The sequence below is a fragment of the Acinetobacter sp. ACNIH3 genome, assembly GCF_002918965.1.
Lineage (GTDB): Bacteria > Pseudomonadota > Gammaproteobacteria > Pseudomonadales > Moraxellaceae > Acinetobacter > Acinetobacter schindleri.
This window is the reverse complement of sequence record NZ_PQLP01000025.1, coordinates 16,259-41,970: the sequence shown is the minus strand read 5'-3', so window position 1 is coordinate 41,970 and position 25,712 is coordinate 16,259. Positions and strand designations below refer to the sequence as shown.

The following is a 25,712-nucleotide window of genomic DNA, read 5'->3' as shown; positions in this document are numbered from 1 at the left end:
CATCAACTGTCAATTTCTTTAAGCTGACAGACTGATCTAGCAGGTAAATTAAATAATTGTTTGTTTTGACAGATTGCTCTGGTTCAGTCTGTTGTAAATACCGTTTAAAATCATTCAACCAGCGCTGCGCCTGATCATCCCCCCGTTGGCGTTTTGCGATTCCCTGCGAGGATTGAGATTCAGCATAACGCTGTTGAAATTCCTGACGATATTCTTGAAAGAATAATCGCGCTAAAGCAGCAGCATGTTTACAGTTATATCCAACCGGACAAGTGCAGTCGTCATCGATTAAACGGTCTTTTTTAAGATTATAGGTAATCGCGGTATCGTAATAATCTGTCCCTTCAATTTGAGCATACATCGTGACATCATCATTTTCTTCAAAGAACTCAATTGTTTCTCTATCAATGTGTTTAGCATAGCTCAGACTGCGCTGAAGAGTTGCAGTACTAAAGCGAGATAGAAAATTGATCAATGAGGACATAATTACCAGAAACCAAAAATGTTTATACAATTATAACGGACAAAGCTGTCATTTCAGAACAGTAGTGCTCGCCAACGTATCAAAAGGAAATAAATCCGGTGGTGTTTCAAAAAGTATGCTGAAACAAAGTAGGTTGAATTTTGATAAAATAGAGAAATGCGAATAACTCTAGAAATCAAATGTCCAACCTGCCTCAGTGACAGTATAAAGAAAAATGGCATCAAAGTAGATGGGAAACAAAACTATCAGTGCAAAGACTGTAAACGTCAGTTTATTGGTGACCATGCTCTGAGCTATCTAGGATGTAATTCAGGCATTACTCGAAAAATATTACAGTTGATGGTCAGAGGTAGTGGTATACGAGATATCGCTGAAGTTGAGCGAATCAGTATCGGTAAAGTTTTACGTACTTTAACCGAATCGACCTACCAAATTCAGCCTAAACAAAGTCATTATGAGTCTCTTGAAGTTGATGAGTTTTGGACTTTTGTGGGAAATAAAAATAATAAACAATGGCTTATTTACGCCTACCATCGAGAAACAGGTGAGATTGTTGCTTATGTTTGGGGTAAAAGAGACTTAGCTACAGTTCAACGATTGAAGACAAAGCTTAAACAATTAGGTATTCACTACACCCGAATTGCAAGTGATCATTGGGACAGTTTCATAACTGCTTTTAAAAACTGCAAGCAAAGTATTGGTAAATTTTTTACTGTAGGTATTGAAGGTAATAATTGCAAGATAAGGCATCGAATTAGGCGCGGTTTTAGAAGGAGTTGTAATTTTTCAAAAAAGATTGAAAACCATTTTAAAGCTTTCGACTTAACCTTTTTTTACATCAATAATGGCTTCATTTAATGTCAGCATACTTTTTGAAACACCACCATAAATCCATGCTCAAAAACTTAATGTTTACTACAATGGATGGGGTGAATATTGGCTTTGGGGTACATTGGTCTCCTCAACCGCAATCACAGGTCGGCCATTAATCGCCTTTGAATACAGTGCAGAAGCGATCAGTAAAGGTTTAGAACTTTCCTGCACATCAAATGGATATCATGGGTGAGGCACTGAATATTCCTCGACAAGCTCTTGTGAAACTTGGTACTCAGGAAGCGGAACTTTGTGTCCAAGAAGTCGATGAAATTATTGGCTCGATTTGTAAGGTTGCAATCCGATTCAGCAATATCGCTCATGACCTATTACCTGGACAAATTCAAGCAGAGACTCTCCAACTGATCCAAAATAGGATTGAGTATAATATTCATTTATTGCACTAAATAGCCTTCACAAAGCTTCTATGAAGGGCTTACTCTAACCGTTGTTTTATCACGGCATAAGCTACACCAGTCACCACACTTCCAATCGCAATCGCCAATAAATATTTTAATGGATAATTCATCGCATTCGGAATGATCAGTACCATTACACCGCCATGAGGAGTGACTAGTTCACATTTAAATAATGCAACCAAAGCCCCAGTTACAGCACCACCTGCGATCGCGCATGGAAGCACTCGAATCGGGTCTTTGGCAGCAAACGGAATAGCCCCTTCCGAAATGAAACATAGGCCCAGAACTACAGCAGCCTTCCCTGCATCTTGCTCAGGTTTGGCAAATTTATGCTTTGCCAGAAAAGTTGCAATTGCCATACCCAATGGCGGTACCATACCCGCAGCCATGGTAATCGCCATCGGTCCGTATGTTTGTGACGTAAGTAAGCCCACCGTAAAGGCATAAGCCGCTTTATTTATTGGCCCCCCAACATCAATACACATCATACTCCCAAGGATAATCCCCATGATCATGGCATTGGTCGTCCCCATATTGGCAAGGAAGTGTGTGAGTAATTCAAACAATTGTGCAACAGGCTGTCCAACCACATAAATCATGATTAAACCAACAGCTAAACTCGCTAATAGTGGAATAATCAAAATTGGTTTTAATGCTTCTAGGCTACTTGGGAGTTTAAGCTGTTTCGATAAAAATAACGCAATATAACCTGCAATAAAACCTGCAACTAATCCACCGAGAAAGCCTGCCTCTAATTGTGTTGCAAGTAAACCGCCAATCAAACCTGGAGTTAAACCCGGACGATCCGCAATAGAATAAGCAATGTAACCTGCCAGCATAGGTACCATAAGAGTAAATGCTGCAGCACCTATTTGCTTTAAGGATGCGGCAAAGCTTCCTTCAACAGGGTTGAGGCCAAACATAAACGAGATGGCAATGATCAAACCGCCCGCCACCACCATCGGCAGCATGAAAGACACCCCTGTTAAAAGGTGTTTATAAATTCCAGTTTTTTCTTTGTTTTCATTTTCTGTCTTAGTGGCTGTTTGCTTACCCGTTTCAAGCACTTTGGCTTCAGCAATTGCATTTGCAAAAGTCTTATCCGTTTGCTTAAGAGCAAATCCTGTACTGCAGCGATATACACGTTTGCCTACAAAGCGATCTGTATTGACCTCAATATCCGTTGCTAAGATCACGACATCTGCTTTGGCAATACTTTCTGCCGATAAAACATTTTTAGCCCCAACCGATCCTTGGGTTTCAACATCAATCTGATAACCGTACTTTACTGCACCTTGTTGTAAGGCTTCGGCCGCCATAAACGTATGCGCAACACCAGTTGGACATGCTGTAATGGCGACAAACCGTGTAACCCCTACATTGGCTGCAATAGTTTCATCTAAAGCATCTGAATGCTCAAGAACTTGTTGCAAAAGCATGATCGCATCGTGTTGTGCGTTATTCAAACCAATGACTTTCACAACCTTGTCACGCAGTTGATCCGCTTCTGCCGACTTCTGTCCTACAAAAACAACCGTATCAATAACATTTGATAAATCGAGATGCTCGACTGATGTCGCCACATTATTGGAAATACCAAGTGCTGTCGCTGCTTTGGACAGTTTTTTGGACAAAATCACTGCATTAATCGGCTGCTCGGGACTATGTGGCACAAATAAAATATGTTTTATCTCTGGCATCGTATTAACTCAATGATTGGACTGAGATTTGCGATTTCAAATCTTCAATAACAGCAAAGTCTGGAAGGGCAAACCCAATTTGGGTCACAGCATTGCTCGCAATTGCGGTTGCTGTTTTCAATGTTTCTTCTGGGGAAGTTGAACTCAACAACCCATGAATCATACCTGCCAGCAAAGAATCTCCCGCACCCACAGTACTTTGGACGGTGACCTTCGGTGCAGTAGCATGCAGGGGGTGCGTGCGGTGAAGCCAGTTCACCCCGTTTTCACCCATCGAGACCACAATATGTTCGATCTGACTATTTAAACTGGCAAAAAGATGCTGCTGTTCTGCAAACGTTTCTGCTGGCAAATGGTAAGTTTCCGTCAACTCATCTGTATTAGGCTTAATCAACCAAGGATGGGCAGCAATTGCTGCTTTCAACGCAACACCACTGGTATCTACTGCGACTTTTTTACCCGCAGACTGTAACCATAAAATCAGTGTCGAAAGCTCTTCTGCAGAAAACCCTTGTGGCAAACTGCCAGCAATCACAATCACATCAACCTCTAAAATCAGTTGAGATAAACGTTCACATAGTTGTTGTTTTGCTGAGGTATCTACAAAAAAGCCCTTGCCATTGATGTCAGTCATCTGACCAGAAGCTTCTGCAACTTTAATGTTTTGTCGTGTTTCACCTGCAACATAAATAAATTGGTTATCAAATTGCTCTTGCTGGATATGATGGTCAAAAATTTGACGGTTTTCTTGCCCCAAAAAGCCACTCACAATCAGTTCATGTCCCAAATCCTTAAGGACCTGTGCCACGTTTAAGCCTTTACCTGCTGCATGGCTTTGGGCCGTTAACTGACGATTGACCTCGCCAACTTTTAGTTGATCCAATTGCACGGTGAGGTCAATTGCAGGATTCAGAGTAATGCTTAATATCTTAGCCATTCGTAATTACTCCACCAATGCACGTACGGCAGACGCACTGTCACAACTTAAGGCTTGCTGTGCGACCTGTTTGCAATTTATATAGTTCAAACCACGAATTTGCGCCTTCACCAATGGAATACTGGTACTCGACATACTCAACTCATCCACGCCCAAGCCTATCAATACAGGCACAGCTTTTGGATCAGCAGCCAATTCACCACAAATGCCCACCCATTTACCATGCTGATGTGCTGCCCGAACAGTTTGATCAATCAATAGCAAAATACTCGGATGTAAGCCATCAGCTTCAGCAGACAACAGTGGATGACCACGGTCAATCGCCAGAGTATATTGAGTCAAGTCATTGGTTCCAATACTAAAAAAATCAACTTCTTGAGCAAGAATTGGAGCCAACAATGCTGCCGCAGGAACCTCAATCATAATACCGACTTGTAAGTTTTCACATGGATGCTGTATGCGAACCTCATCCAAAATTGCTTTTGCTGCTCGCCATTCTTCAACCCGCCCAATCATCGGAAACATAATTCTTAATGGGCGATTATCCGCTGCTTTAAGTAAAGCAACCAATTGCTGACGTAACAACTCTGGCTTACGTAAAGTCAGACGAATACCACGTAAGCCCAAGAATGGATTTTCTTCCTTTTCAATAGGCAAATACGGCAAAGGTTTGTCCCCGCCCACATCAAGTGTACGTACCACCAATGGACGACCTGCCAAAGCATCTAACACCACCCGATAATCGGCTTCCTGTGTAGCCTCATCAGGCGCACTGCTGTGTGACATAAAGACCAATTCTGTGCGTAGCAAACCAATTGCTTCTGCCCCATCGGCCACAGCCTGTATCGTAGCGCCCACTTTGCCAATATTGGCTGCGATTTCAACTTGATGTTGATCCAGTGTGATGGCAGGTTCTAAACAATGCTGTTCCGCTTGTTCTCGCAACTCACGCTGGCGTTGGCGCTCTGCAATGGCATGATCAATCTGATTTTGCTCGGGTGAGACCACATACTCCCCAGTATCCCCATTAATTAGCACGGTGGCATGGTTCTCAATATTTAAAACAGCTACACCTGCACCTACGACTGCTGGAATAGCCAGAGCACGTGCCACAATAGCACTATGGGCACTCGCTCCACCAACCGCGGTCAAAATGCCTGCAACACGATCTTTATTCAGACGCGCTACATCACTCGGGCCAACATCATGCATAATTAAGATATAAGGTTGCTCGGGTTCTGTGACATCGGCCACACCGCACAAAACAGCCAAAACTCGCTCACCAATATCCCTTAAATCAGCCGCACGCTCTGCAAGTAAACGATCGCTAAGTGCAGCCTGTGCGGTAGCAGCCACTTCAATATGATCATGCCAAGCTGCAGCAGCAGACAACCCCTGTTTTAAACCGCGTTGTACACTTTGGAGGAGGTCTGGATCATCCAGCATTTCCAAATGTGCCATGAATATCTGCTTAATGGCAGTAGATTCAGTATGTGCAATGAATTGACGTAAGCTATTTTTCACCTGATGAAGCGCAATTTCAAGCTTTTCATTCTCAGCTTTAAAACTCTGTCCGCGACGTTCATAACTAAATTCGCGTGGCTTCACCACATGAGCAGGACCAAAAGCAAGGCCAGTTGATGCCGCAATACCGCAGCTACCCGTATCGCCATGTGATTCAAAAGGCATTAATTCCAAAGTATTTACGACTGGGTCACTATTGCTGTGCTGATGAGATACAAAATCAACAGCTTCAACCTCTTCTCCTAAGCCCTGTTTAACTGCATCAATAATCTGTTCTAAGCCTGCTACAGCATCGGTATCGGGTTGTGCAATAAAAGTCAGAGTTTGACCACGACGACATCCCATGGCTAATAATTTGGTTAAACTTTTTGCCGAAACGTAAGCCCCCTCATCTACAGCAACGAGAACATCCCCTGCAAATTTCTTAGTCATATTGACCAAGTGTGTCGCGGGACGCGCATGTAGACCATGAGCATTAGCTAAGACAATACGACGAGATGGCCAATCAGGAATCAGTTCAGCACCAATTAACTGCGCCAACTGGTGACTATCTTGCTCTTGGTTGAGGGTATGAACTTGTTCAGTATCAAACAAAATATCCATTAACCGTTGAAACCGTTGCATATCCAGTTGCTCATTACTGGCAATACACACCAAAGTCTTGAGCATTTCCTGCTGATGGCTTAAAACCTGTTCCGCTTTTACCAAACTTACAGCTGGGCTCAAAACATGCTGGTTAGAAGTGATCGACCAGACCCCCTCCCCTAAATGAATCATGCTGTTTAGATTTAAACCCGACAGAAAACCACACTCCACCATTTTTTGCTGTTTCAGCAACTGTGTTGCGTGCCAAATTAAATCTTCTACATCAAGTGCGGGAACTTGAGTGGCGATTAAATTTTCATGCAATGCCAAAGATGCAGGTTGGGCTTGTAATAATGCAATAATTTGCTCTGCGGATTGAGCCTGTTTCACTTGATCAGCGACATCATTAATTAAAGCCCGCGTCAAAATTTGTAAGACTTGCAAATGCTCATCTGATTTCGCAGCAATCACTACTGCTAAATAAATTTTATTTTCACCGTCCCAAACAACTCCTTCAGGAAAGTGCGCCAGACGAATACCAGTTTTTAAAATATATTGGCGAGACTGAGGCGTCCCATGCGGAATGGCAATTCCTTGCCCTAAATACGTTGCACTTTGTTGTTCGCGCCCGGTCAACCCATGAATATAATCAGGTGTAACCAACTGGTCTTTGACCAAGATATCGACTAGACATTGCAAAGCTTGTGCTTTATCAGTGGCGTGTTGTTTCATTCGAATATGTTGTATATCTAGCGCGAGCATAAAGCGTCCTTGCAAAATAGCATAGTGAAAAGCTATGCCTTTTTACTGGAGAAAAAATAAAAGTCGAATTCTACTCAGGATTTACACAAAAATCTGTATTTTTTGATTTTATCTTCATGATCATCATTACGATTCTTGCGTACCACACCATGGGCACGTGAAAAAGTAGAAAGCTTATATTTGTACGTCTTACGCCAAAAGGCCAAACAGAAACCGTAACCTCAGGCAACACCCCTCTCATCATAAAATTATACCAGTCAGTAAAATACCCTTAGATTAAGCATATGTATGTTGGTTATTATTGTTGATTATCACAATAAATTAGTGACCAAAAATCAAAGTATCCGACCCCACCTTAAATTACGTCACACAAAATAAAAACTCTATATAACTGTTATATATAGAGTTTATTAACGTACCAATTATGTTATTTAGTGTATTTTATGTCGGTGACTCTTGCCAAGGTTGGTTTTTTTCAAAAGGAAGCTTTGTTTACCCAAATTATTCAGATAAAAATCTCTTTTTTCAAAGGAAAGTTGGCAAAGCCTTAGTAATGTGAGTAATTAAATCGCTTACTCTTTCTCTAGCTTGACCAGGCAATCCGATGTAATATCTGCAATGGTTCTTGCACCAGTCAATGTCATTGCCACACGCATTTCTTTCTCAATCAAATCTAGTAAATTACTTACCCCAGAACCGCCGGCAGCACCAAGTGCGTATACAAATGCACGACCAAGCATGCAAATATCTGCACCCATAGCCAACATACGTACCACATCAAGACCGTTACGAATCCCTGAATCTGCTAAAATTTTGATGTCACCTTTGACCGCACTTGCAATTGAAGGAAGCGCACGAGCAGAAGACAAAACACCATCAAGCTGACGACCACCGTGATTGGAGACCACAATTCCATCTGCTCCGAAACGTACCGCATCCTTGGCATCCTCAGGATCTAAAATCCCCTTAATAACCATGGGACCCTCCCAATAATCACGAATCCACTCAAGATCTTTCCAAGAAATTGAAGGGTCAAAGTTATTTCCCAGCCAACCGATATAATCTTCCAGACCTGTCGGCTTACCTAAATATTTCGAAATGTTACCCAAATCATGCGGACGACCCAATAAACCGACATTCCAAGCCCAGTGTGGGTGCATACACGATTGCATATAACGACGTATTGCAGCATTTTTACCACTCATTCCTGAATGTGCATCACGATAACGCGCACCTGGAACAGGCATATCGACTGTGAATACTAAGGTAGAACAGCCTGCGGCTTTAGCACGTTCCAAGGCATTTTTCATAAAACCACGGTCACGTAGTACATACAGTTGAAACCACATCGGACGTTGAATCGCAGGTGCCACTTCTTCAATTGGACAAACTGAAACTGTTGATAAGGTAAATGGAATGCCCTTTTTATCTGCGGCAACCGCGGCTTGAACTTCACCACGACGCGCATACATACCCGTTAGACCTACAGGTGACAATGCCACTGGCAACGCCAAATTTTCACCAAACAATTGCGTTTCTAAGCTCAGCTCAGACATGTCATTTAACACACGTTGACGTAAAGCGATTTTTGATAAATCGTCTACATTACGCTTTAAAGTATATTCCGCATAGGCACCACCATCGATGTATTCAAATAAAAATGGCGGTAAACGACATTTCGCAGCTTCACGATAGTCATTTGCAGAAGAAATAATCATAACTTATGTCCTATTTAATCGACTCGAACGTTGACGACGAGCTTCTTCTTCATCGATCATACGTACGCGTTGAACAACAAATTCAATATGCCCACAAGCTGCCTTACGTGCAGTCTCTGAGTCTTGACGTTCAATTGCGTCCATCACCTCAAAATGCTGGTCATGCAATTGTTCAAAATGTTGTGGTGTGGTGTAAACTTTACGTCGCCCTAACATCACGTTGTCTTGCAATAAATCAAACAAACTACGCATCATTTGGATCAGCACTAGATTGTGGGATGCTTCTGCAATCGCCAGATGAAAATTCGCATCCGCTATTGCTGCGTGGGCATCATCACCTAAAGCCTGAAAATGGCTAATCTGCTCAAAACATTGACGAATATTGATCAAATCACTGGGTGTGGCACGTTGTGCGGCATACCATGCTGTACCACCTTCAAGCACCATACGAGCTTCTTGTACATCAAAACGATATTCAGGATCCTGATCCATCAAACCGGATAATGGCTCAACGATTTGATACTGTGACCAATGTGCAGGCAACTGCTTTAAATAGGTGCCTGCACCCGCTTTGCTCTGAATAATCCCTGCGGTAATCAGTTGTTGAATCGCCTCACGTAAAGAGCTACGAGACACACCTAACTGTTCACAGAGTTGGCGTTCAGCAGGCAATCGCTCTCCGACTTGCACATTATTTTTTTCAATCAACAGACGTAAACGCTGTACCACTTTGTCGGAGACTTTCATTTTTTTCCTTGACCCGTTTACGGAATCATCCACGGGAAAACATAAGCTTGTAAGGTCACAATAATACCAATCATCACCGTAAAGATAATGCTGTGTTTTACTGTAAATCTAAATAAATCAGATTCTTTACCAACTAAACCCACTGCTGCACAAGCAATCGCGATTGATTGAGGGGAAATCATCTTACCTGTTACTCCACCACTGGTATTGGCAGCAACTAACAAGACTTCAGGCACACCGATTTGCTGTGCTGTAGTTGCTTGTAACGCTGAAAACAATGCGTTAGCTGAAGTATCTGAACCTGTAAGAAACACTCCAACCCAACCCAAGAATGGTGAGAAGAAGGTGAAAGCCTGACCCGTATGTGCCAGTGCTAAAGCAAGCGTTGCTGACAGACCTGAATAGTTTGCAATGAACGCAAAAGCCAGTACCATACCAATCGAATAAATTGGGGTTTTTAGTTCATTCACGGTTTCAAAGAATGTCGAAACTGCCTCTTTAGGTTTCATGTTTAAATAAATAATCGTGATCAATGCCGCCAATATAATCGCCGTACCCGTTGCTGATAACCAATCAAACTTATAAATCGCATCATAATCTTTAATTTCAGGCACGACAGGTGGTAGCTTTTGAATCAATTGATGCAAATACGGCACTTTAATTGAAACTACTAAATCACTTAATGGGCCGTCCTTAACAAATAAATCTTTAAAAGGTTTGATGCTCCAGATCGTCACCATTGCTGTAAGTATCAGAAATGGAGACCAGGCTTTGGCTATCTGTGCCACACTATATTGTTTACGAGCTTGCTTGATAATAGTTTCATCTACCTGTATATTTTTGTCCTCAAAAAGAAAAATATGTTTTGGTTTCCAATACTTAAGTAAGATAGTTAAACTGATTAATGATGCAATTGCAGCAGTGATATCGGGTAACTCAGGCCCAACAAAATTTGATGTTAGATATTGCGCTAAAGAAAAAGATAAGCTGGCAACTAAAATAGCAGGCCAAGTTTCTTTAACCCCACGCCAACCATCCATGATTGCCATGATCCAGATCAATACAATTGGCACCATAAAGGGTAACTGACGACCAACCATTTGACTGATTTCCATGGTGTCAACACCTGAAACCTGCCCAGCGACAATGATCGGAATTCCCATTGCACCAAAAGCAACAGGTGCAGTATTAACTATCAGGCATAGCCCAGCCGCATATAAAGGCTTAAAGCCGAGTCCCACCAACAGTGCCGCAGTAATTGCGACGGGCGCACCAAAACCTGCCGCACCTTCTAAAAACGTACCAAAAGCAAACCCAACTAATAGCATTTGCAGACGTTGATCTTCTGTAATTGACAGAATAGACGAACGAATAACATCAAACTGTCCAGTTTTTACTGAAATCTTATATATAAAAACTGCACCGATAATAATCCATGCAATTGGCCACAGGCCGTAGAAGAATCCATAGACCATTGATGCTAATGCCATTCCAATTGGCATTTTGTATAAAAATAATGAGACCAGAAAGGCTAAAAAAACGGTAATTGTAGCGGCTACACTACCCTTCATGCGAAAAATAGCTAACGCTAAAAAAAAGAAAATAATTGGAACTAGCGCAATAGCACTCGAAATCCAGATATTGCCTATAGGATCATAAATTTGTTGCCACTGTTGAAGCATTGTCTACTCCTTGAAATGCTTAACTACTAGATTGAACAGTTTATTGTACTTAAACACTAAATTGGTATGACCAATTTGGTGTTTAAGAGATAAAATGTGCATTTTGTATTAGCAATATTAGTAATATTAGCCCAGAAACACAATATAAAAGGTTTAATTTATTTTTTGGTATGACCAATTCTTATAATCTCTTAAAATTTTATACATTAGATTTCTTTCATAATTCACTTTTTACTCAGCTCAAAATTATAGATTCCCACAATTAAATTAAATCTTAATCCTAGTCTTTTGCCAGGGTTGCGATATCGCTCGGCAAGGATTTTGAAGGTTTTCAAAGTTCCAAATATCTGTTCAATCCCAATTCTTCTTTTATTGATTTCTTGGTTATAAAGTTTTAGCTCGAGATCTGGTTTTTAGTGCTTTTTTGCTTTTAATGGCCATAAACTATTTGGATACAATGTATAAATCCCTTGATAGCCTTTATTTGCAAGAGGCTTTGTTGCACAAACCTACCACTGAAAGCTTCTTGGGGAATATAATTTCTAAATGAAGAGGTCTGCACCCAAGATCTATCGTACAACCAGTTGATCTACCTACAATAAAGCCTTGCTCAGTCAAGGAAATACATCAATTTGGTTTGATTCAGCCATCCAATGGTCGCTCGATTGACTCAACAACTGCCGATGCAAAACTTGGATGAAAATGTACTAGCCCAACAACTTCATTCCACCAATCAAGAGCAGTTGATTGCCTATAAAGTGTCTTTATTTGGCTCTGACGTCAGTGTCGTTCAGCATGTGGTAGCAAAAACCCGAGGTGCACCGAAAGATTTAAGCCACCAAGTAGTTGGCTTTAGTACAAAGCAACAAGGTGAGGCTCAGTTATGTGTTACGTCGTGAGGATATTCAAGTGGTGGTAGCAGAGCGGATGTTCCTACGTGGATAATTGCTCAAAAAGATTTTATAATCGGTATTAATACCAATAATTTTGTCTTTATTGCTATGTATAGACTTAATCGTTTTGATTATTCGTCGAGAGCTTAAAGCCTTAGATGAAGTTTCAACCTTTTAAGTCAGCCAAATTTATCAGTGAATGATGCTACTCACTATTTAAAAACCGTAGATGCCAAAGTAATGCCTTCCAAGGTACAGTCCTTTGCTCAAAACTCTAAGCACTTAATACATAAACTGCATCAAAATCCGGAAAATGAAAAAGTATTTAGTTCATACGCCGCCCATGAATTGCGTAGTCCTTTAACCGCGATCAAAACTCATATTCAGCTTGCACAACTGATGGTAGAACAACAGGCAAGCTCGCCCAAATTGCAACAGAGCTTGCAGCAGGTACACCTTGGTATCCGCCGATGTACCCAGCTACTGGAACAGCTTCTAGCACTTTCATCTACCGATCAAGTACTGAGTGATATCTAGTACAGTATTGAAATTCCACGGCTCCTGACTCAGGTGATTGCCGATTTACAGTCGCTTTATCCGGAAATTGAACCCAGTTTAACAATTGACTGACCGAGCCTGACCCGAATTGCCCTACCCGATTTTGAACTAGATACCGTCTTTAAAAACCTACTTAACAATGCTCTATTGCATGCACAGGCAAACACCATTTCAATTGCTATGCTGCATGTGTGCTGATCATTCATAATGATAATCAAAGGTTGAAGATATGCATACTTGGGACAGCGTTTCTGGCATAAATCTCCCTAGCAAAATGGGCATAGGCTAGACTTATATTTGATGAAAATGGTGTTAAACAAATATGGCTATCAGATTCAATTTACAGTGGCGCAACCTCAATATTTAAGCATTCACATCAGCCTCGCTGCAAGCGGATCACTTACTTATGAGAAGACAGGGCTAAATTTAAAGCTGGAATATCAACCCATGTCGTATCAGCAAAATCACGCTGCAAATACTGTTTTAAATAAGCAATGGTATCTTCAGCGATCAAGGGATCTTTGGAGTTATCTGCATGATTAAAAGCAATGGCATATAATTGAACCCCGCGGAGTTTTAACAACTCAAGACTCAGCAAGGTATGATTAATACTGCCTAAACGCCCTGAAGTGACGAGAATCACCGGATAATTATGTGTCTGAATATAATCAATAGTCAGGAACTCTTCGGTTAAGGGCACCATCAGACCACCGGCACCTTCCAGCAAAATACAGTCGTAGGCCGCAGCCAGCTGTTCGGTAGCCTGATGAATCTGTTCAAAGTTAATGGCTCGCCCATCCAGCCGCGCAGCAAGATGCGGTGAAGCCGGATACGTAAAAATTTCCGGCATGGTCAGTTTTTGCTGGTCTTCCTGTAACAATCCACAACCCATAATTGCACGATGCTGTTCGATATCTTCTGATATATCGACATTTCCGGTCTGGATCAGCTTTTGGGTTATGGTACGAATGCCCTGCTCATTCCAATTTTTGGCCAGAAAACCAGTAGTAAAGGTTTTACCAATTGCGGTATCAATGCCGCTGACAAAATAAATCTGTGCGCTCATGCTGTCTTCCGTGCAATGACATAAACCGGATGATAGGTCAGTGCATACTGTTTGCTTTCAGGGTCTTGGAATTGTTGATAGCCGGTATAAAAATCCTGTAAGGACGATTTTGTCCACCGAAACCCCTGTGCCGTCGCCTGTACACCAGTGGCTTTGATATGCTGTAACACCTGTTTCGGATGCTCAAAATGCAAGGTCATCTGTTCTTCTGTCTGCAGCAGAATGTCAAAGCCTAAGGATTCAAGCAGTTCACAGACCTCCGCTAAAGGCAGATAATCCAGGCCTTGTCCGGTCAGTGCCTTAATTTCCTTTAAATTATTGTCCGTATAACTGGCAAAACACAGATGCCCAGAGGGATTTAAGGCCTGCGCAATGTTGAGCAACAATGCTTTTAAATCCGAGATCCATTGCAATGCAGAACACGACAGCACCATGTCCAGAGACTGCGGCAGTGGCAAGGTTTCAATATTACCAATTCCCCACAAAAGCCGATCAGCTTCCGGGAAATGCTGCTTCACTTCGGCATATAGATCATTTAAAAATAAATGATCAAAGCTGTAATACTGCATAAAAAGCCGGGTAAAAAACCCTGAACCGCAGCCAATTTCCAATACTCTTTGCAAATGTGGTTGTGCTACATGCTGCTGCATGAACTGCATCAACTCTGCCGCTACGGCACTTTGTACAAGCGCATGCTGCTCATAACTGAGATTTGCCTGAGCAAAACGTTGGGCAATTTGTTTGCTGTTCATCGCGGCAAATTCCTCAGCACCTGCAGACATGCATCCAGCTCATCCGCAGAAATGTTCTGATTCAGGCAGATTCTGAGTCTGGAGGTATTGGCAGGAACCGTTGGCGGACGTACTGGTAGCACATAAAATCCCTGCTGTTGCATAATTTCAGCCGCCTGAATGGTGCGTTTTGCCTCACCAATCAGTACCGGCACAATTTGCGAAGTTGACGGACAGTGATATCCCAAGTCTTGAATGCCCTGCTGACAGCGTACAGCCAATGCTGCCAAATGTACTCGTCCCGCCTGAAGCTGCTGTACCTTCTGAAAAATAAATCTAGTCCAGGCCATACATAGTGGCGGCTGGGCGGTACTAAAAATTAAAGGTCGCATGCTATTAATCAGATAGTCACGAATCACTGGCGCACAGACCAGATAACCACCAACTGAAGCCAAAGCCTTGCCAAAGGTACCGACCAGGAAGTCAATCTGATCCAATACTTGATACTGTTCTGCGCAGCCCAATCCACGTTCACCGCGCACACCAATTGCATGTGCCTCATCGACATAGAGCATGACTTTTGCAAACTGCTGTTTTAATGCCACCAAAGCAGCTAAATCTGTTTCATCCCCATCCATACTGAAAATTGATTCAGTTACCACAATAATGCGCTGGATAGATTCATCTGACTGATATTTTTCTAAAAACTGAGTCAAATGCTGCAGGTCATTATGGCGGTAACGCACATAGCCAGCTTTAGATAAACGAATCCCGTCGATAATACTGGCATGTACCAGTTTGTCAGCAATGATCATGGTTTTAGCATTACTGAGCGCAGGAAGAATCCCGATATTCATGTGATAACCACTATTAAACAGCAGTACTGAACGTCCAAAAGCCTGTGACATCTGTGCTTCAAGTTGTTCAAAATTGGGAAAGTTTCCTGTCAGTAAACGTGAAGAGCTTGAACTCATATATCGCTCAGACATCGGCGTGAGGTCAAAAAATTCTTCACGTAGCGTTAAGTTGGATGCCAGACCTAAATAGTCATTGGATGCCAGATTCAGCATCTCTTGGCCATTGAGTTGCAATCTTGGCTGGCTAGAAATATTGGACTTAAACTGGCGATATTGCCCTTGCTGTTTCAAGTCATCTAGCTGCTGCTGGAAATGCTCAAGATGGTTCATGCTACTGCCTCTATCTGCTGAATCATCTCCCGCATATGCTTTAATAAAGTTTCAAGTTGCTGTGTTGAAATTACATATGGCGGCATGACATAGACCAGACGGCCAAAAGGACGAATCCAGACGCCACGGCATACACATTCAGCCTGAAAACGCGCTAAATCAATAGTTTGATGTAGCTCAACCACGCCAATTGCGCCGAGGACACGCACATCTTTGACTTGTGCCAAGGATTTTAAATCCAGTAAATATTGTTCTAGTGTACTTTCAATCTGTTGAATACGCGTCTGCCAGTCTTGAGCCAGTAACAGCTGGGTACTTTTTAATGCGACCGCACAGGCCAACGGATTAGCCATAAAAGTTGGGCCATGCATGAACACACCCGCTTCACCACTTGAAATCGTCTCTGCTACATGGCGAGTGGTTAAGGTCGCTGACAAGGTCATATAACCACCAGTCAATGCCTTACCGATACACATAATGTCTGGTGTGACCTGAGCGTATTCATAAGCAAATAGTTTTCCAGTGCGGCCAAAACCGGTGGCAATTTCATCTAAAATCAGCAGTACATCGTACTTTTCACACAACAACTTAGCTTGCTTTAAATATTCTGGATGATAGAAACGCATCCCGCCTGCACCTTGCACAATCGGCTCAATGATCATGGCAGCAATCTGTTGATGCTGCTGTACCAGCAGGCGCTCAAGTGGCTGTATATCTTCGGGTTGCCATGCCCCATCAAAACGGCTTTGAGGTGCCGGAACAAATAAACGGTTCGGCAAACTCGAACCAAAAATTTGATGCATACCAGTTACAGGATCACAAACCGACATGGCATTCCAGGTGTCGCCATGATAGCCAGAGCGTGTGGTAACAAAGTTAGTTTTTTGTGGTTGCTGACGTGCATTCCAATATTGCACAGCCATTTTCAACGCCACCTCAACCGCGACCGAGCCGGAATCGGCAAAGAAAATTTTATCCAGTTCAGGCGCCGTGATCTCGAGTAGCAGTTTAGACACATCAATCGCAGGCTGATGAGTCAAACCACCAAACATGATATGTGACATCGACTCTAATTGTTTTGTTACAGCCTGATTGAGTTCAGAATGATTATAACCGTGAATTGTGCACCACCAGGACGACATGCCATCAATCAGCTCGGTACCATCTTCAAGTTCAATGACTGCACCATGTGCAGCTTTAACTTTGTAACATGGCAAGGGTTGTGTCATGGAGGTATAAGGATGCCAAATATGCTGTTGATCAAAAGCGTCCTGCACAGAATTTACCCCAATTATTAAAACTAAAACTGATCTTAGCGCGTTAAATCTGAAAATGAAACGTCAAGAGCTACCAATCTCTTTTTGCTTAAGCCAGATCGGCTAAAAATTTTAAAATTGGCTCAACGAGTAACTTGGTATCAAAAAGGATGGCATCGTGCGTGCCCTGTATTTTTACCAAATTCAGATTTTGGGTTGTTAAAAACACGGATTCTTGACTAACTTTGTAAGGAACCAACATATCATTCTCGGAAAATATAAATAGCATCTTGACTGAATGATTTTTTAAGATATCCACTAGATTTAATTGCTGCAATAGATAAAGATGCTTAACCTGATAGTTTAAATCAATACTATTTAACTGTTGGTGCAATAATTTTGCACGTTCACGCGCTGCTGCGCCAGCTAAAGTGACCAAGGTACAGAAGCGCTGCATCCCGCGTTTTGGATCAGCCAGTATGGAGGATTTAAATTGTGTATATTGTTCAACTGGCATTGCCTGTGGCCATGCTTCGTTGGCCACGAAACAGGGATTTGACATACAGCAAATCACTGGCTTGGCAATTTTCAATTGTTGCTGGATTTCATTAGCCAGCAAAAGTGCCAACTGTCCACCCAAAGACCATCCCATCAAGACATCAAAAGAACTCGCCTGCCTAACTTTTTCGGCCAAAATACTTTCCACGTTAGGATCAAAAATATCCCATACTTCAACTTGATGCTGCTGCCGTAACTGTTCTACAAACGGGGTTAAGACCGCTGTTCCTAGCCCCCAACCCGTAATCATCAGTATCTTCATTTTGTCTGCTCCAATAAAAAGGGACCAATTCAAGTTGAAATGATCCCTGTTTGTTACACGATTAATTAAGCAGGTTGCATCGCATCTACAGCCAATTCTTTAGCTGTTTTCTTGGCAGCTTCAGCTTTTAAGCCTAATTTAGCAAACAAGGCTTTGTCTTTACCTTCACCACTGTTCGGGGCAGTAAGCAATTTATCACCTGAAAATAATGAGTTAGCTCCAGCCATAAATGCCAGTGCCTGATCAGAGTCAGAGAGAGATTCACGACCTGCCGACAAGCGGATATAACTCTTCGGCATAATAATCCGTGCTACCGCAATAGTACGAATCCAGTCAATCACATCCAGTTTTTCAACATCGGCCAGTGGTGTGCCTTCAATAGGAACCAGCATATTTATGGGCACCGAACCCGGGTGAATCGGCATAGTCGCTAGTTCAAATAACAAACCGACTCGGTCTTGTACGCCTTCGCCCAAGCCGACAATACCGCCACTACAGACATTAATTCCGGCATTACGCACATGATCAAGCGTATTTAAGCGGTCATCAAAGCTACGTGTACTGATGACATTGGCATAATATTCACGTGAGGTATCAAGGTTGTGGTTGTAATAATCTAGCCCTGCATCTTTCAGACGTTCCGCTTGTGAGGCATTCAGCATCCCTAGGGTCATACAGGTTTCCATGCCCAGTTTCTTGACTTCCTGCACCAATTCCAGCACATACGGCATATCGCGTTCATGCGGGTTACGCCATGCTGCGCCCATGCAAAAACGGGTCGAACCGGAAGCTTTGGCCTGTTTGGCTTCAGCAATCGCCTTTTGTACTTCTACGCGTTTTTCAATTTCCAGATCAGTATCATAATGTGCAGATTGCGAACAGTATTTACAATCTTCCGGACAACGGCCCGTTTTAATTGAAAGCAGAGTACTGACCTGAACAGTATTCGGTTCAAAGTTTTGGCGATGAATTTGCTGTGCCTGAAACAGTAAATCCATTAAAGGCAAGTCATAAATTTCTTGTATTTCGGCACGTGACCAATCATTACGGATCATCTTGTCTGCATCATCTAAAATTCCATTGAGTAAATCATACGCTGTTTTTTTTATTTTTCTTTAGCGTTTTCTTTCATATTCATTGCCTGCTTAAAATAGCTTTAGTGTATCAAGCTATTTTGAAAGCTTATTTAACTCGAATCCTGCTTAAGCCGATGATTCCTTAATTTGAATTGTTGGCTTATTTTGATGAGTGAGTTGATATGCACATAGTGAGGCGTAAATTCCACTCAGAAACCCATGAAGACTACGTGCTTTACTCGTCACTAAATTGTATTGCCCCTTCAATAAACTGAATAATGTTTCTATCTTATTGCGTTGTCTTAGGTGATATTCATCTGATGCACAGAGTTGAATAGCCTGCATATTCTTTCGATGATAAGTAATTAAATCAATACCTTGATATTTCAATCTAATTTTAATTCTTGGCTGATGTAACCTCGATACCCGTAAAGTTTTGCTTTTATACCAGCAACCAATTGCTCCACCATTTTTATATCAGCAACATGTCCATTCGATAAAGCAAAACAGGCAATTTCACCAAATTGATTCATCGCAATATGTAATTTACAGCCATAAAACCAGCCCATTGAGCTTCTACCACGTGATGCAATTTGGACTAATGATTTATGATGCTGAATACGTTGATTTTTACAAACTGGCAGAGTTGTTGAATTAATCCATAAATATTGTGTACCTTGGCCTTTCATCAGTGCCACATGTAAAGCGTGTAGAGCTAATTCATGCATATTGATCAGATGAATCATCCTTTGATAGCAAGGCAAGTACTTAAATAAATGGCTTTTATCTTCTTTCAACCAGGTGAAAAAGGCTTTGAAATTATTGAAATGAGAGCATTTGTACCAAATGGCAATAAAGCAGATTTCTGAAATTGTAAGTTGAGCAGTTCTGATTCTTAAGGAACCACGGTTTTGTTTGAGAAATTCCCAATAAGTTGCTTCAAATTTAAGAAAAAATCATCAATTACGCAGAATAATTCGGTACTATTGAACATCAGGACTAGAGTTGTGAGTTTGGTGTGGTAACTCAACTGATGGCTCTAGTCCTCTTATTTTTCAAGTCAATTTCTTATCCGCGATTCGGGTTAATTAAGGATGCATAAGCTTCCTTTTTTATAGACAAATGCACAAGAAACAATACTATAACTTTACACTAGTTCTATCTGCATACCTTTGATTTATACTAGCCGGATAACATTACCGGCTTTAAATCAGTTTAGCGACTTTATGAACTTAAAGAAAAATAAAAGACAGCTTGTCTGGGGTTTAAATCTGCTTGCATCGATGATGTATGGCAGCTTTGCTCATGCACAGAGCATCAGCTTTCAGGACGCTGAACGTCAGTTGTTGCAAAATTCTTATAGCAGCCAAGCCTATCAAAGTCTGGAACAGGCCTCAAAACTTGAAGCTGAAGCAGTGAAAGGTATAGGTCTGCCACGAGTCGACCTGAATGTTCGTGCGTATGCCTTTCATAATGAACTCGATCTGCCTTTGGGTGCATTAAAAAATAATTTAGAGCAATCCTTAACGGATGGTGTAAATAATAGAATTGATGAACTGAACTTAGGGGGTCTGGCTGACCCGCTAAAAAATAGTTTAAGACAACCTATTCAAAATGGAGTTGGCTTAATTCCTGATAGTTCGCATGTCGTGCTGGATGATCAGGTGATTCGCCCGACGGTTTCAGTCATGATGCCGCTTTATACCGGTGGACTGACAAGCAGCGCTAAAGAAATCGCCAATATTCAGGTCGGTCGTAGTCAGCTCAGCAACAAACAGCAGCAAGATACGCAGCGTTTTGAACTGATTCAAAGTTATTTTAGTGTGCAGCTCCAAAAGCAATTGCATGCAGCTGCGCTGTTTAATCTGAATGCCATGCAGCAGCATTATCGCAATGCCTTAAAGATGGAACAGCAAGGTTTTATCAGTAAAGGCCAGCGCATGCAGTTTGAAGTGGCACGCAATAATGCCGAGCGCAGCCAGCAAAACACACAAGCCAATTTGAATGCTGCCCTGTTCCAGCTGAATAATCTGCTTCAAGGAAGTAGCATCACCGAACTTTCGACGCCTTTATTTGTCAATAAAACCGAGCCACAGGCCTTAAATCATCTGCTGAAAACTTTTAGTCAAAACTCTGCGTTGATTCAAAAAATGCAGCTGGATACCCAATTGGCTCAAGCCAATGTCAAAGCCCAGCAAGCAGCGAAAAAACCGAATGTTTTTGCTTTTGGCGAATATAGTCTGGATCAAAATGAAAACTGGATTGTCGGAGTTGCCGCACGCTATAACCTGTTTTCCGGGATCGATAAAAACAAAAATATTCAGGCTGCCGAACTCAAACGCTCTGCCACAGAACTGCTCACTGCACGCACCCAGCAGGAAATTGAAAATCTGATTTATAAATCTTATAGCGAAGCACTCAGTGCACAGCAAAGTGATGCACTTCTGGCACAAAACTTGAAAGCCGCACAGGAAAATTTACGCATCCAAGAATTATCCTTTAAAGAAGATATGGGCACCGCCACACAGGTCATCGATGCACAAAATATGCTGAGCGGACTACGAGCTGAAACTGCCTTGAATGCCTACAAATATGTGATGTCACTGGCCACCCTATTACAAAGCCATGGCTCGATTGCAGAATTTCCGAACTACATCCAACATACCAACACCCACTATATTCGCTAATGGAGCCGAACATGAACGAAGATCAAAAACTCAATGATCCTGTGAATGAAGCGGCTTCATCCAGCGATACAGAAAAATCGCCTGCACAACAGGTAGAAACAAAAACTGAAATAGAAAACAACGCGACGACTTCGACCGAGCAACAACAAGCTCCTGAAATCGCTAAAAAGAAAAAATATTTATTGCTCGCCCTAATTCCAGTTCTGCTGGCAGTCATCGCATTTGGATTATGGAAAAGCTACCAACCGGCTCCGCTGGAATTGCAGGGTCGTGTAGAAGCTGAAACAGTTCAGGTGGCGACCAAAGTGCCAAGCCGTATTGAAGAAATTTATGTAGAAGAAGGTCAGCGGGTCAAAAAAGGCGATGTACTGGTGCGCTTAAACAGCCCGGAAATTCAGGCCAAAAAACAGCAAGCCGCAGCGGCTTTACAATCTGCGCTGGCCTTACAATCGACTGCTGAACGTGGCTCGCAAGAAGAAAATATCGCGAGCCTGTATGCCAACTGGCAATCGCTGAAAGCACAGCAAAATTTAGCCAAAGTTTCTTATGAGCGTGGTGCAAATTTATTTAAGGAAGGTGTGATTTCACGCCAGCGCCGTGATGAATTGTATGCAGCCAGTCAATCAGCAGCACAAATGACAGAAGCAGCGTATCAGCAATACGCACGTGCCAAACGTGGCAGCACTTCGCAGCAAAAGAGTTCCGCCGATGCACAGGTAGATATTGCCCAGGCTGCGCTGGATGAAGCCAATGCTTTAGAAGCAGAAACCCAATTAGTAGCACCTGTAAACGGAACGGTGTCTAAAACCTATGGCAAAGTCTCGGAGCTGGTAGCCACCGCAGTCCCTGTGGTCAGCCTGATTGAAGATCAAATGTGGGTGAGCCTGAATATTCGTGAAGACCAATATGCCCCGTTTCAGAAAATGAGCAGTATTGAAGGTTATATTCCCGCCCTAGATAAAACCGCCACTTTTAAAATCAAGCAGATCAGTGCCGAGGGCGAATTTGCCACCATTAAGACCACACGCCAAACCGGCGGTTATGATGTACGAAGTTTTAAGCTGCATCTTGTGCCCGCACCAGCAATTCCTGAACTCAGAGTCGGGATGAGCGTGTTATTTAAACTGAAAGAGACCCGATAATGTGGACGGGTATATGGCGCGAACTGCGCTATCTGCTCCGAGAAAAATGGGATCTGTGTCTGGTCACGCTGGCACCTGCACTGGTGATTATTTTATTCAGCAGCATGTTTGCTCAAGGGAAACCGGATCATTTACCGATTGCGATTATTGATCAAGACCAGAGTGCGCTGAGTCAAAGCATTTATCAGCATGTGGCGCTGAATCATACTCTTAAAATTGCTACGGTGTCGGAACAAACAGCTGAGATTGAGCGCCTGCTAAATCAAAATAAAATTTGGGGTTATATCCATATTCCCAGCGGTGCCGAGCAACGTCTGGTTCGTGCCCGGGATGCTGACATCAGTATTGCCTTTAACCAGAGTTATTTCAGTATCGGAAATACCATCTCCTCTGCCATGCTGGTCAGTACCCTGCAAGCACTGGCTGAATTTGGCGGACAGCAATATCTGGGCAACCGGCTGCCTTCTCTCGAAGCACCGTCGCCGCATATCAAAATATCGCCGCTGTATAATCCACAACTGAATTATGAATTCTATCTGGAACCCTATGTCATTCCGGCAATTCTGCATTTACTGCTATGTTTTTGTGTGGCATTTTCCGTCGGTCAGGAACTGAAGCGACAGACCTTAACAAGCTGGATCAGCAACTCGTCCATCTGGATGGCATTGCTGTCTAAGAACCTGGTCTATGTGGCTATTTTTAGTCTATGGACCTGGATCTGGATGTTCTGGCTGATTGAGATTCGCGGCTGGTTTGTTGCCGGCTCACTCAGCCTGATTCTATTGGCGCAATTTCTGCTGTATAGCGCCTATGCATTTTTAAGCAGTGCAGTGGTTCTGGCGACCAAAGATTTAAGTAAATCTTTCGGCCTCATTGCGGTCTATGGGGGTTCATCGTTGAGCTTTGCCGGTGTGACCCTACCTTTAAATAATGCGCCCCTGTTCACCCAGTTTTGGGCCAATATTATTCCATTTACGCCCTATGCCAAATTACAAACTGAACAATGGGTGATTGGTAGTCCAGTACATATTTCACTGCAAGCTGGATTGATGCTGTTGATCTATGCCCTAGTCTACGCTCTGCTGGCTTATCTATTTCTTAAAAAAATCGCCAAAGGAGCAACACCATGAAATCCCTTTGGTTTTACTATCTACAAAGCTTTAAAGATATCGTCAGTCACGGCACGATCTTTACCACGCTGATTCTATCCGTCTTGTTTTACAGCTTTTTTTATCCGACCGCTTATCAGGCACAGCAGGCTGAAGCCTTACCGATTATTATTGTCGATGAAGAACAAAGTAGCTTAAGTACCCGCATTATTGGTCAGGTGGCACAAAGCCCCAATGTCGAAATTCAGGCGATTACCGGAAATTTTGCCGAAGCCAAACAAGGGGTGGAGTCACAAAAAGCTGATGGCATTTTACTGCTACCGGACAATTTATCGCAAAGCTTAAGGCATGGTGAAACAGGTGGCATTGGCCTGTATTTAAGCACAGCCAACTTTTTAGTGACCAAACAAATTGGTCTGGGCTTAGCCACATCGGTTGAGCAAACGTTGGCAGACTATACTGAACGCTTTGGCGAGGTCTCGGATTTTTCACCCGCTCTTTCTGTGCATCAAATTCCTTTATTTAATCCGCTGTCCGGCTATGGCAGCTATGTCTTTCCTGCGGTTGCACCCTTAATTATCCACCAAACCATTCTTTTAGGTTTGAGTATGCTGATTTTGGTATATCGGGAAAGAAAAATAGAATTAAACGTAAATGCATTGACTGGGATGTGCTTAGCCGTCTTCACCATCGGCTGTCTGGGATGTTTCTATTTATTCGGTTTCAGCTTCTGGCTGTTTGATTATCCGCGCGGTGGCAACCTGTTCGGGATGCTACTGGCTGTTCCGGTTTTTATCTACACAATAATTGGCATGACCTGCCTATTTGCCAGTTTTCTGGATCTGCCAGAGCGTGCGGGTCATGTAATTGTGTTTACTTCCATTCCACTGTTCTTTTTATCTGGTGCGGCCTGGCCGCATGCTGCCATGCCCACCTGGATGCAAGTCGTTGGCGAAATCCTGCCCTCTACCCAAATTGTGCAGATGTTTATTCAACTCAATCAAATGGGTGTGACTACAACACTGATCTTGCCTAAACTGCTCTATCTTGGAATGATCGGTAGCTTGTGCTTTTTCCTGGCTTATCGACGTTTAATTTCAAACTGTGGAACTTTCTAGCTAGATGTTTAGTCCCAGATTTTAATGGTGCAACATTCTTAGAGAAATGGAAGGAAGCACTATGGGACAAGTTCTACACAGCAGCGTCACAACGACACAGACAGTGCGTCGAGCAATACAAAATAGTCAAGAGAGCTCAAGAACGCTAGCCAAGCTTTACGGCATCAATCAAAAAACCGTCGCAAAATGGAAGAAACGTACTTCAGTAGATGATCTTACAACCGGCCCAAAGAATCCTCGCTCAAGCGTGTTATCGCCTGAAGATGAGGCGGCAATTGTTGCTTTTCAAAAACGCACTTTGTTGCCGCTAGACGATTGCCTTTATGCATTGCAGCCGAGTATTCCTTATCTGACACGCTCGTCGTTACACCGCTGCTTGCAGCGGCATAGTATTTCATGACTGCCTAAGGTACAAGGTGATCGCCCTGTCAGGAAGCGCTTCAATTGTTACTTTCATATCGACATCGCTGAGATGCAAACAGCACAGGATAAGCTTTATCTCTTCGTGGCTTTATTGCATAAATATTTTTCACGATACTGATTTTTAAGGGTCTTATAAAACTTTAATAAAAAATAAATATAATAAAATCATAGTGTTAGTTATTAGTGTAGAAAAGCCTTTCAGGAGCACAAAGGTA

19 protein-coding genes and 7 pseudogenes are annotated in these 25,712 nt (G+C 42.5%); 10 read left to right on the top strand and 16 right to left on the bottom strand.

Annotation, left to right across the window (positions count from 1 at the left end; translation table 11 throughout):
- Positions 1 to 484 (bottom strand): SWIM zinc finger family protein (locus tag C3420_RS10920; RefSeq protein WP_146048155.1); only part of this gene is annotated, 484 nt, incomplete at its 3' end.
- A 156-nt stretch (positions 485 to 640) separates the two neighbouring features.
- Here C3420_RS10920 and C3420_RS10910 point away from each other — a divergent pair.
- A complete protein-coding gene (locus C3420_RS10910; protein ID WP_001223318.1) occupies positions 641 to 1,342 on the top strand; it encodes an IS1-like element ISPa14 family transposase in 702 nt (233 codons plus the stop codon).
- A 185-nt stretch (positions 1,343 to 1,527) separates the two neighbouring features.
- Positions 1,528 to 1,764, top strand: a pseudogene (locus C3420_RS10905) (hypothetical protein); the annotation flags it as partial.
- 29 nt (positions 1,765 to 1,793) lie between these two features.
- On the opposite strand, the gene C3420_RS10900 reads toward C3420_RS10905, so the two are convergent.
- The 4 genes and pseudogenes from C3420_RS10900 to fruB form a co-directional block, all read right to left on the bottom strand.
- Positions 1,794 to 3,476: a fructose-specific PTS transporter subunit EIIC gene (locus C3420_RS10900; RefSeq protein WP_004282137.1), complete on the bottom strand. Its 1,683-nt coding sequence runs from the start codon at positions 3,474 to 3,476 to the stop codon at positions 1,794 to 1,796.
- Between the two features lie 4 nt (positions 3,477 to 3,480).
- Positions 3,481 to 4,413 carry a 1-phosphofructokinase gene (pfkB, locus tag C3420_RS10895; protein ID WP_004282140.1) on the bottom strand — a complete coding sequence of 311 codons (933 nt, stop codon included), beginning with the start codon at positions 4,411 to 4,413 and terminating at the stop codon, positions 3,481 to 3,483.
- 6 nt (positions 4,414 to 4,419) lie between these two features.
- Positions 4,420 to 6,069, bottom strand: a pseudogene (ptsP, locus tag C3420_RS17915) (phosphoenolpyruvate--protein phosphotransferase); the annotation flags it as partial.
- Between the two features lie 86 nt (positions 6,070 to 6,155).
- Positions 6,156 to 7,284 (bottom strand): annotated as a pseudogene (fruB, locus tag C3420_RS17910) (fused PTS fructose transporter subunit IIA/HPr protein); the annotation flags it as partial.
- A 120-nt stretch (positions 7,285 to 7,404) separates the two neighbouring features.
- Between fruB and C3420_RS10885 the strand changes: the two are divergent.
- A pseudogene (locus tag C3420_RS10885) lies at positions 7,405 to 7,503 on the top strand (VF530 family DNA-binding protein); the annotation flags it as partial.
- A gap of 353 nt (positions 7,504 to 7,856) precedes the next feature.
- Here the strand turns inward: C3420_RS10885 and lldD are convergent.
- The 4 genes and pseudogenes from lldD to C3420_RS17905 all read right to left on the bottom strand — a co-directional run.
- Positions 7,857 to 9,002: an FMN-dependent L-lactate dehydrogenase LldD gene (gene lldD, locus C3420_RS10880; RefSeq protein WP_103800519.1), complete on the bottom strand. Its 1,146-nt coding sequence runs from the start codon at positions 9,000 to 9,002 to the stop codon at positions 7,857 to 7,859.
- A gap of 3 nt (positions 9,003 to 9,005) precedes the next feature.
- A complete protein-coding gene (lldR, locus tag C3420_RS10875; protein WP_004282146.1) occupies positions 9,006 to 9,749 on the bottom strand; it encodes a transcriptional regulator LldR in 744 nt (247 codons plus the stop codon).
- A gap of 17 nt (positions 9,750 to 9,766) precedes the next feature.
- Positions 9,767 to 11,431: an L-lactate permease gene (gene lldP / locus C3420_RS10870; protein WP_004282148.1), complete on the bottom strand. Its 1,665-nt coding sequence runs from the start codon at positions 11,429 to 11,431 to the stop codon at positions 9,767 to 9,769.
- Between the two features lie 224 nt (positions 11,432 to 11,655).
- Positions 11,656 to 11,775 (bottom strand): annotated as a pseudogene (locus tag C3420_RS17905) (IS5/IS1182 family transposase); the annotation flags it as partial.
- Positions 11,776 to 12,096: 321 nt separating this feature from the next.
- Here C3420_RS17905 and C3420_RS10860 point away from each other — a divergent pair.
- Positions 12,097 to 12,330, top strand: a complete 234-nt coding sequence (locus tag C3420_RS10860; RefSeq protein ID WP_225554309.1) for a hypothetical protein — start codon at positions 12,097 to 12,099, stop codon at positions 12,328 to 12,330.
- A 189-nt stretch (positions 12,331 to 12,519) separates the two neighbouring features.
- Entirely contained in the window at positions 12,520 to 12,861 is a 342-nt protein-coding gene (locus C3420_RS10855; protein ID WP_103800518.1) for a histidine kinase dimerization/phospho-acceptor domain-containing protein, read from the top strand.
- A 421-nt stretch (positions 12,862 to 13,282) separates the two neighbouring features.
- On the opposite strand, the gene bioD is transcribed toward C3420_RS10855, so the two are convergent.
- From bioD to C3420_RS10820, 7 genes and pseudogenes are all read right to left on the bottom strand, one after another.
- A complete protein-coding gene (gene bioD, locus C3420_RS10850) occupies positions 13,283 to 13,948 on the bottom strand; it encodes a dethiobiotin synthase (protein ID WP_004733123.1) in 666 nt (221 codons plus the stop codon).
- A complete protein-coding gene (gene bioC / locus C3420_RS10845; RefSeq protein ID WP_103800517.1) occupies positions 13,945 to 14,730 on the bottom strand; it encodes a malonyl-ACP O-methyltransferase BioC in 786 nt (261 codons plus the stop codon). The genes bioD and bioC overlap by 4 nt, the downstream gene beginning before the upstream one ends.
- A complete protein-coding gene (locus C3420_RS10840; protein WP_100535634.1) occupies positions 14,697 to 15,866 on the bottom strand; it encodes an 8-amino-7-oxononanoate synthase in 1,170 nt (389 codons plus the stop codon). Before C3420_RS10840 ends, bioC begins: the two co-directional genes overlap by 34 nt.
- Positions 15,863 to 17,143, bottom strand: coding sequence for an adenosylmethionine--8-amino-7-oxononanoate transaminase (gene bioA, locus C3420_RS10835; protein ID WP_103800516.1), 1,281 nt, complete (start codon positions 17,141 to 17,143; stop codon positions 15,863 to 15,865). Before bioA ends, C3420_RS10840 begins: the two co-directional genes overlap by 4 nt.
- A gap of 88 nt (positions 17,144 to 17,231) precedes the next feature.
- Positions 17,232 to 17,942, bottom strand: a complete 711-nt coding sequence (locus C3420_RS10830; RefSeq protein WP_103800515.1) for an alpha/beta hydrolase — start codon at positions 17,940 to 17,942, stop codon at positions 17,232 to 17,234.
- A 65-nt stretch (positions 17,943 to 18,007) separates the two neighbouring features.
- On the bottom strand, positions 18,008 to 18,997 hold the full coding sequence (bioB, locus tag C3420_RS10825) for a biotin synthase BioB (RefSeq protein WP_004812090.1): 990 nt from the start codon (positions 18,995 to 18,997) through the stop codon (positions 18,008 to 18,010).
- 147 nt (positions 18,998 to 19,144) lie between these two features.
- Positions 19,145 to 20,012: pseudogene (locus C3420_RS10820) on the bottom strand (IS982 family transposase).
- Positions 20,013 to 20,244: 232 nt separating this feature from the next.
- Between C3420_RS10820 and C3420_RS10815 the strand changes: the two are divergent.
- The 5 genes and pseudogenes from C3420_RS10815 to C3420_RS10795 form a co-directional block, all read left to right on the top strand.
- Complete coding sequence (locus C3420_RS10815) at positions 20,245 to 21,705, top strand: TolC family protein (RefSeq protein WP_103800514.1); 1,461 nt, start codon at positions 20,245 to 20,247, stop codon at positions 21,703 to 21,705.
- 11 nt (positions 21,706 to 21,716) lie between these two features.
- Positions 21,717 to 22,847, top strand: a complete 1,131-nt coding sequence (locus tag C3420_RS10810; protein ID WP_103800513.1) for an HlyD family secretion protein — start codon at positions 21,717 to 21,719, stop codon at positions 22,845 to 22,847.
- Positions 22,847 to 23,977, top strand: a complete 1,131-nt coding sequence (locus C3420_RS10805) for an ABC transporter permease (protein ID WP_103800512.1) — start codon at positions 22,847 to 22,849, stop codon at positions 23,975 to 23,977. Before C3420_RS10810 ends, C3420_RS10805 begins: the two co-directional genes overlap by 1 nt.
- Positions 23,974 to 25,074 (top strand): ABC transporter permease, encoded by a 1,101-nt coding sequence (locus C3420_RS10800; protein WP_103800511.1) that lies wholly within the window; start codon positions 23,974 to 23,976, stop codon positions 25,072 to 25,074. Before C3420_RS10805 ends, C3420_RS10800 begins: the two co-directional genes overlap by 4 nt.
- Positions 25,075 to 25,135: 61 nt before the next feature.
- Positions 25,136 to 25,588: pseudogene (locus tag C3420_RS10795) on the top strand (IS481 family transposase); the annotation flags it as partial.
- Between the last annotated feature and the right edge of the window lie 124 nt (positions 25,589 to 25,712).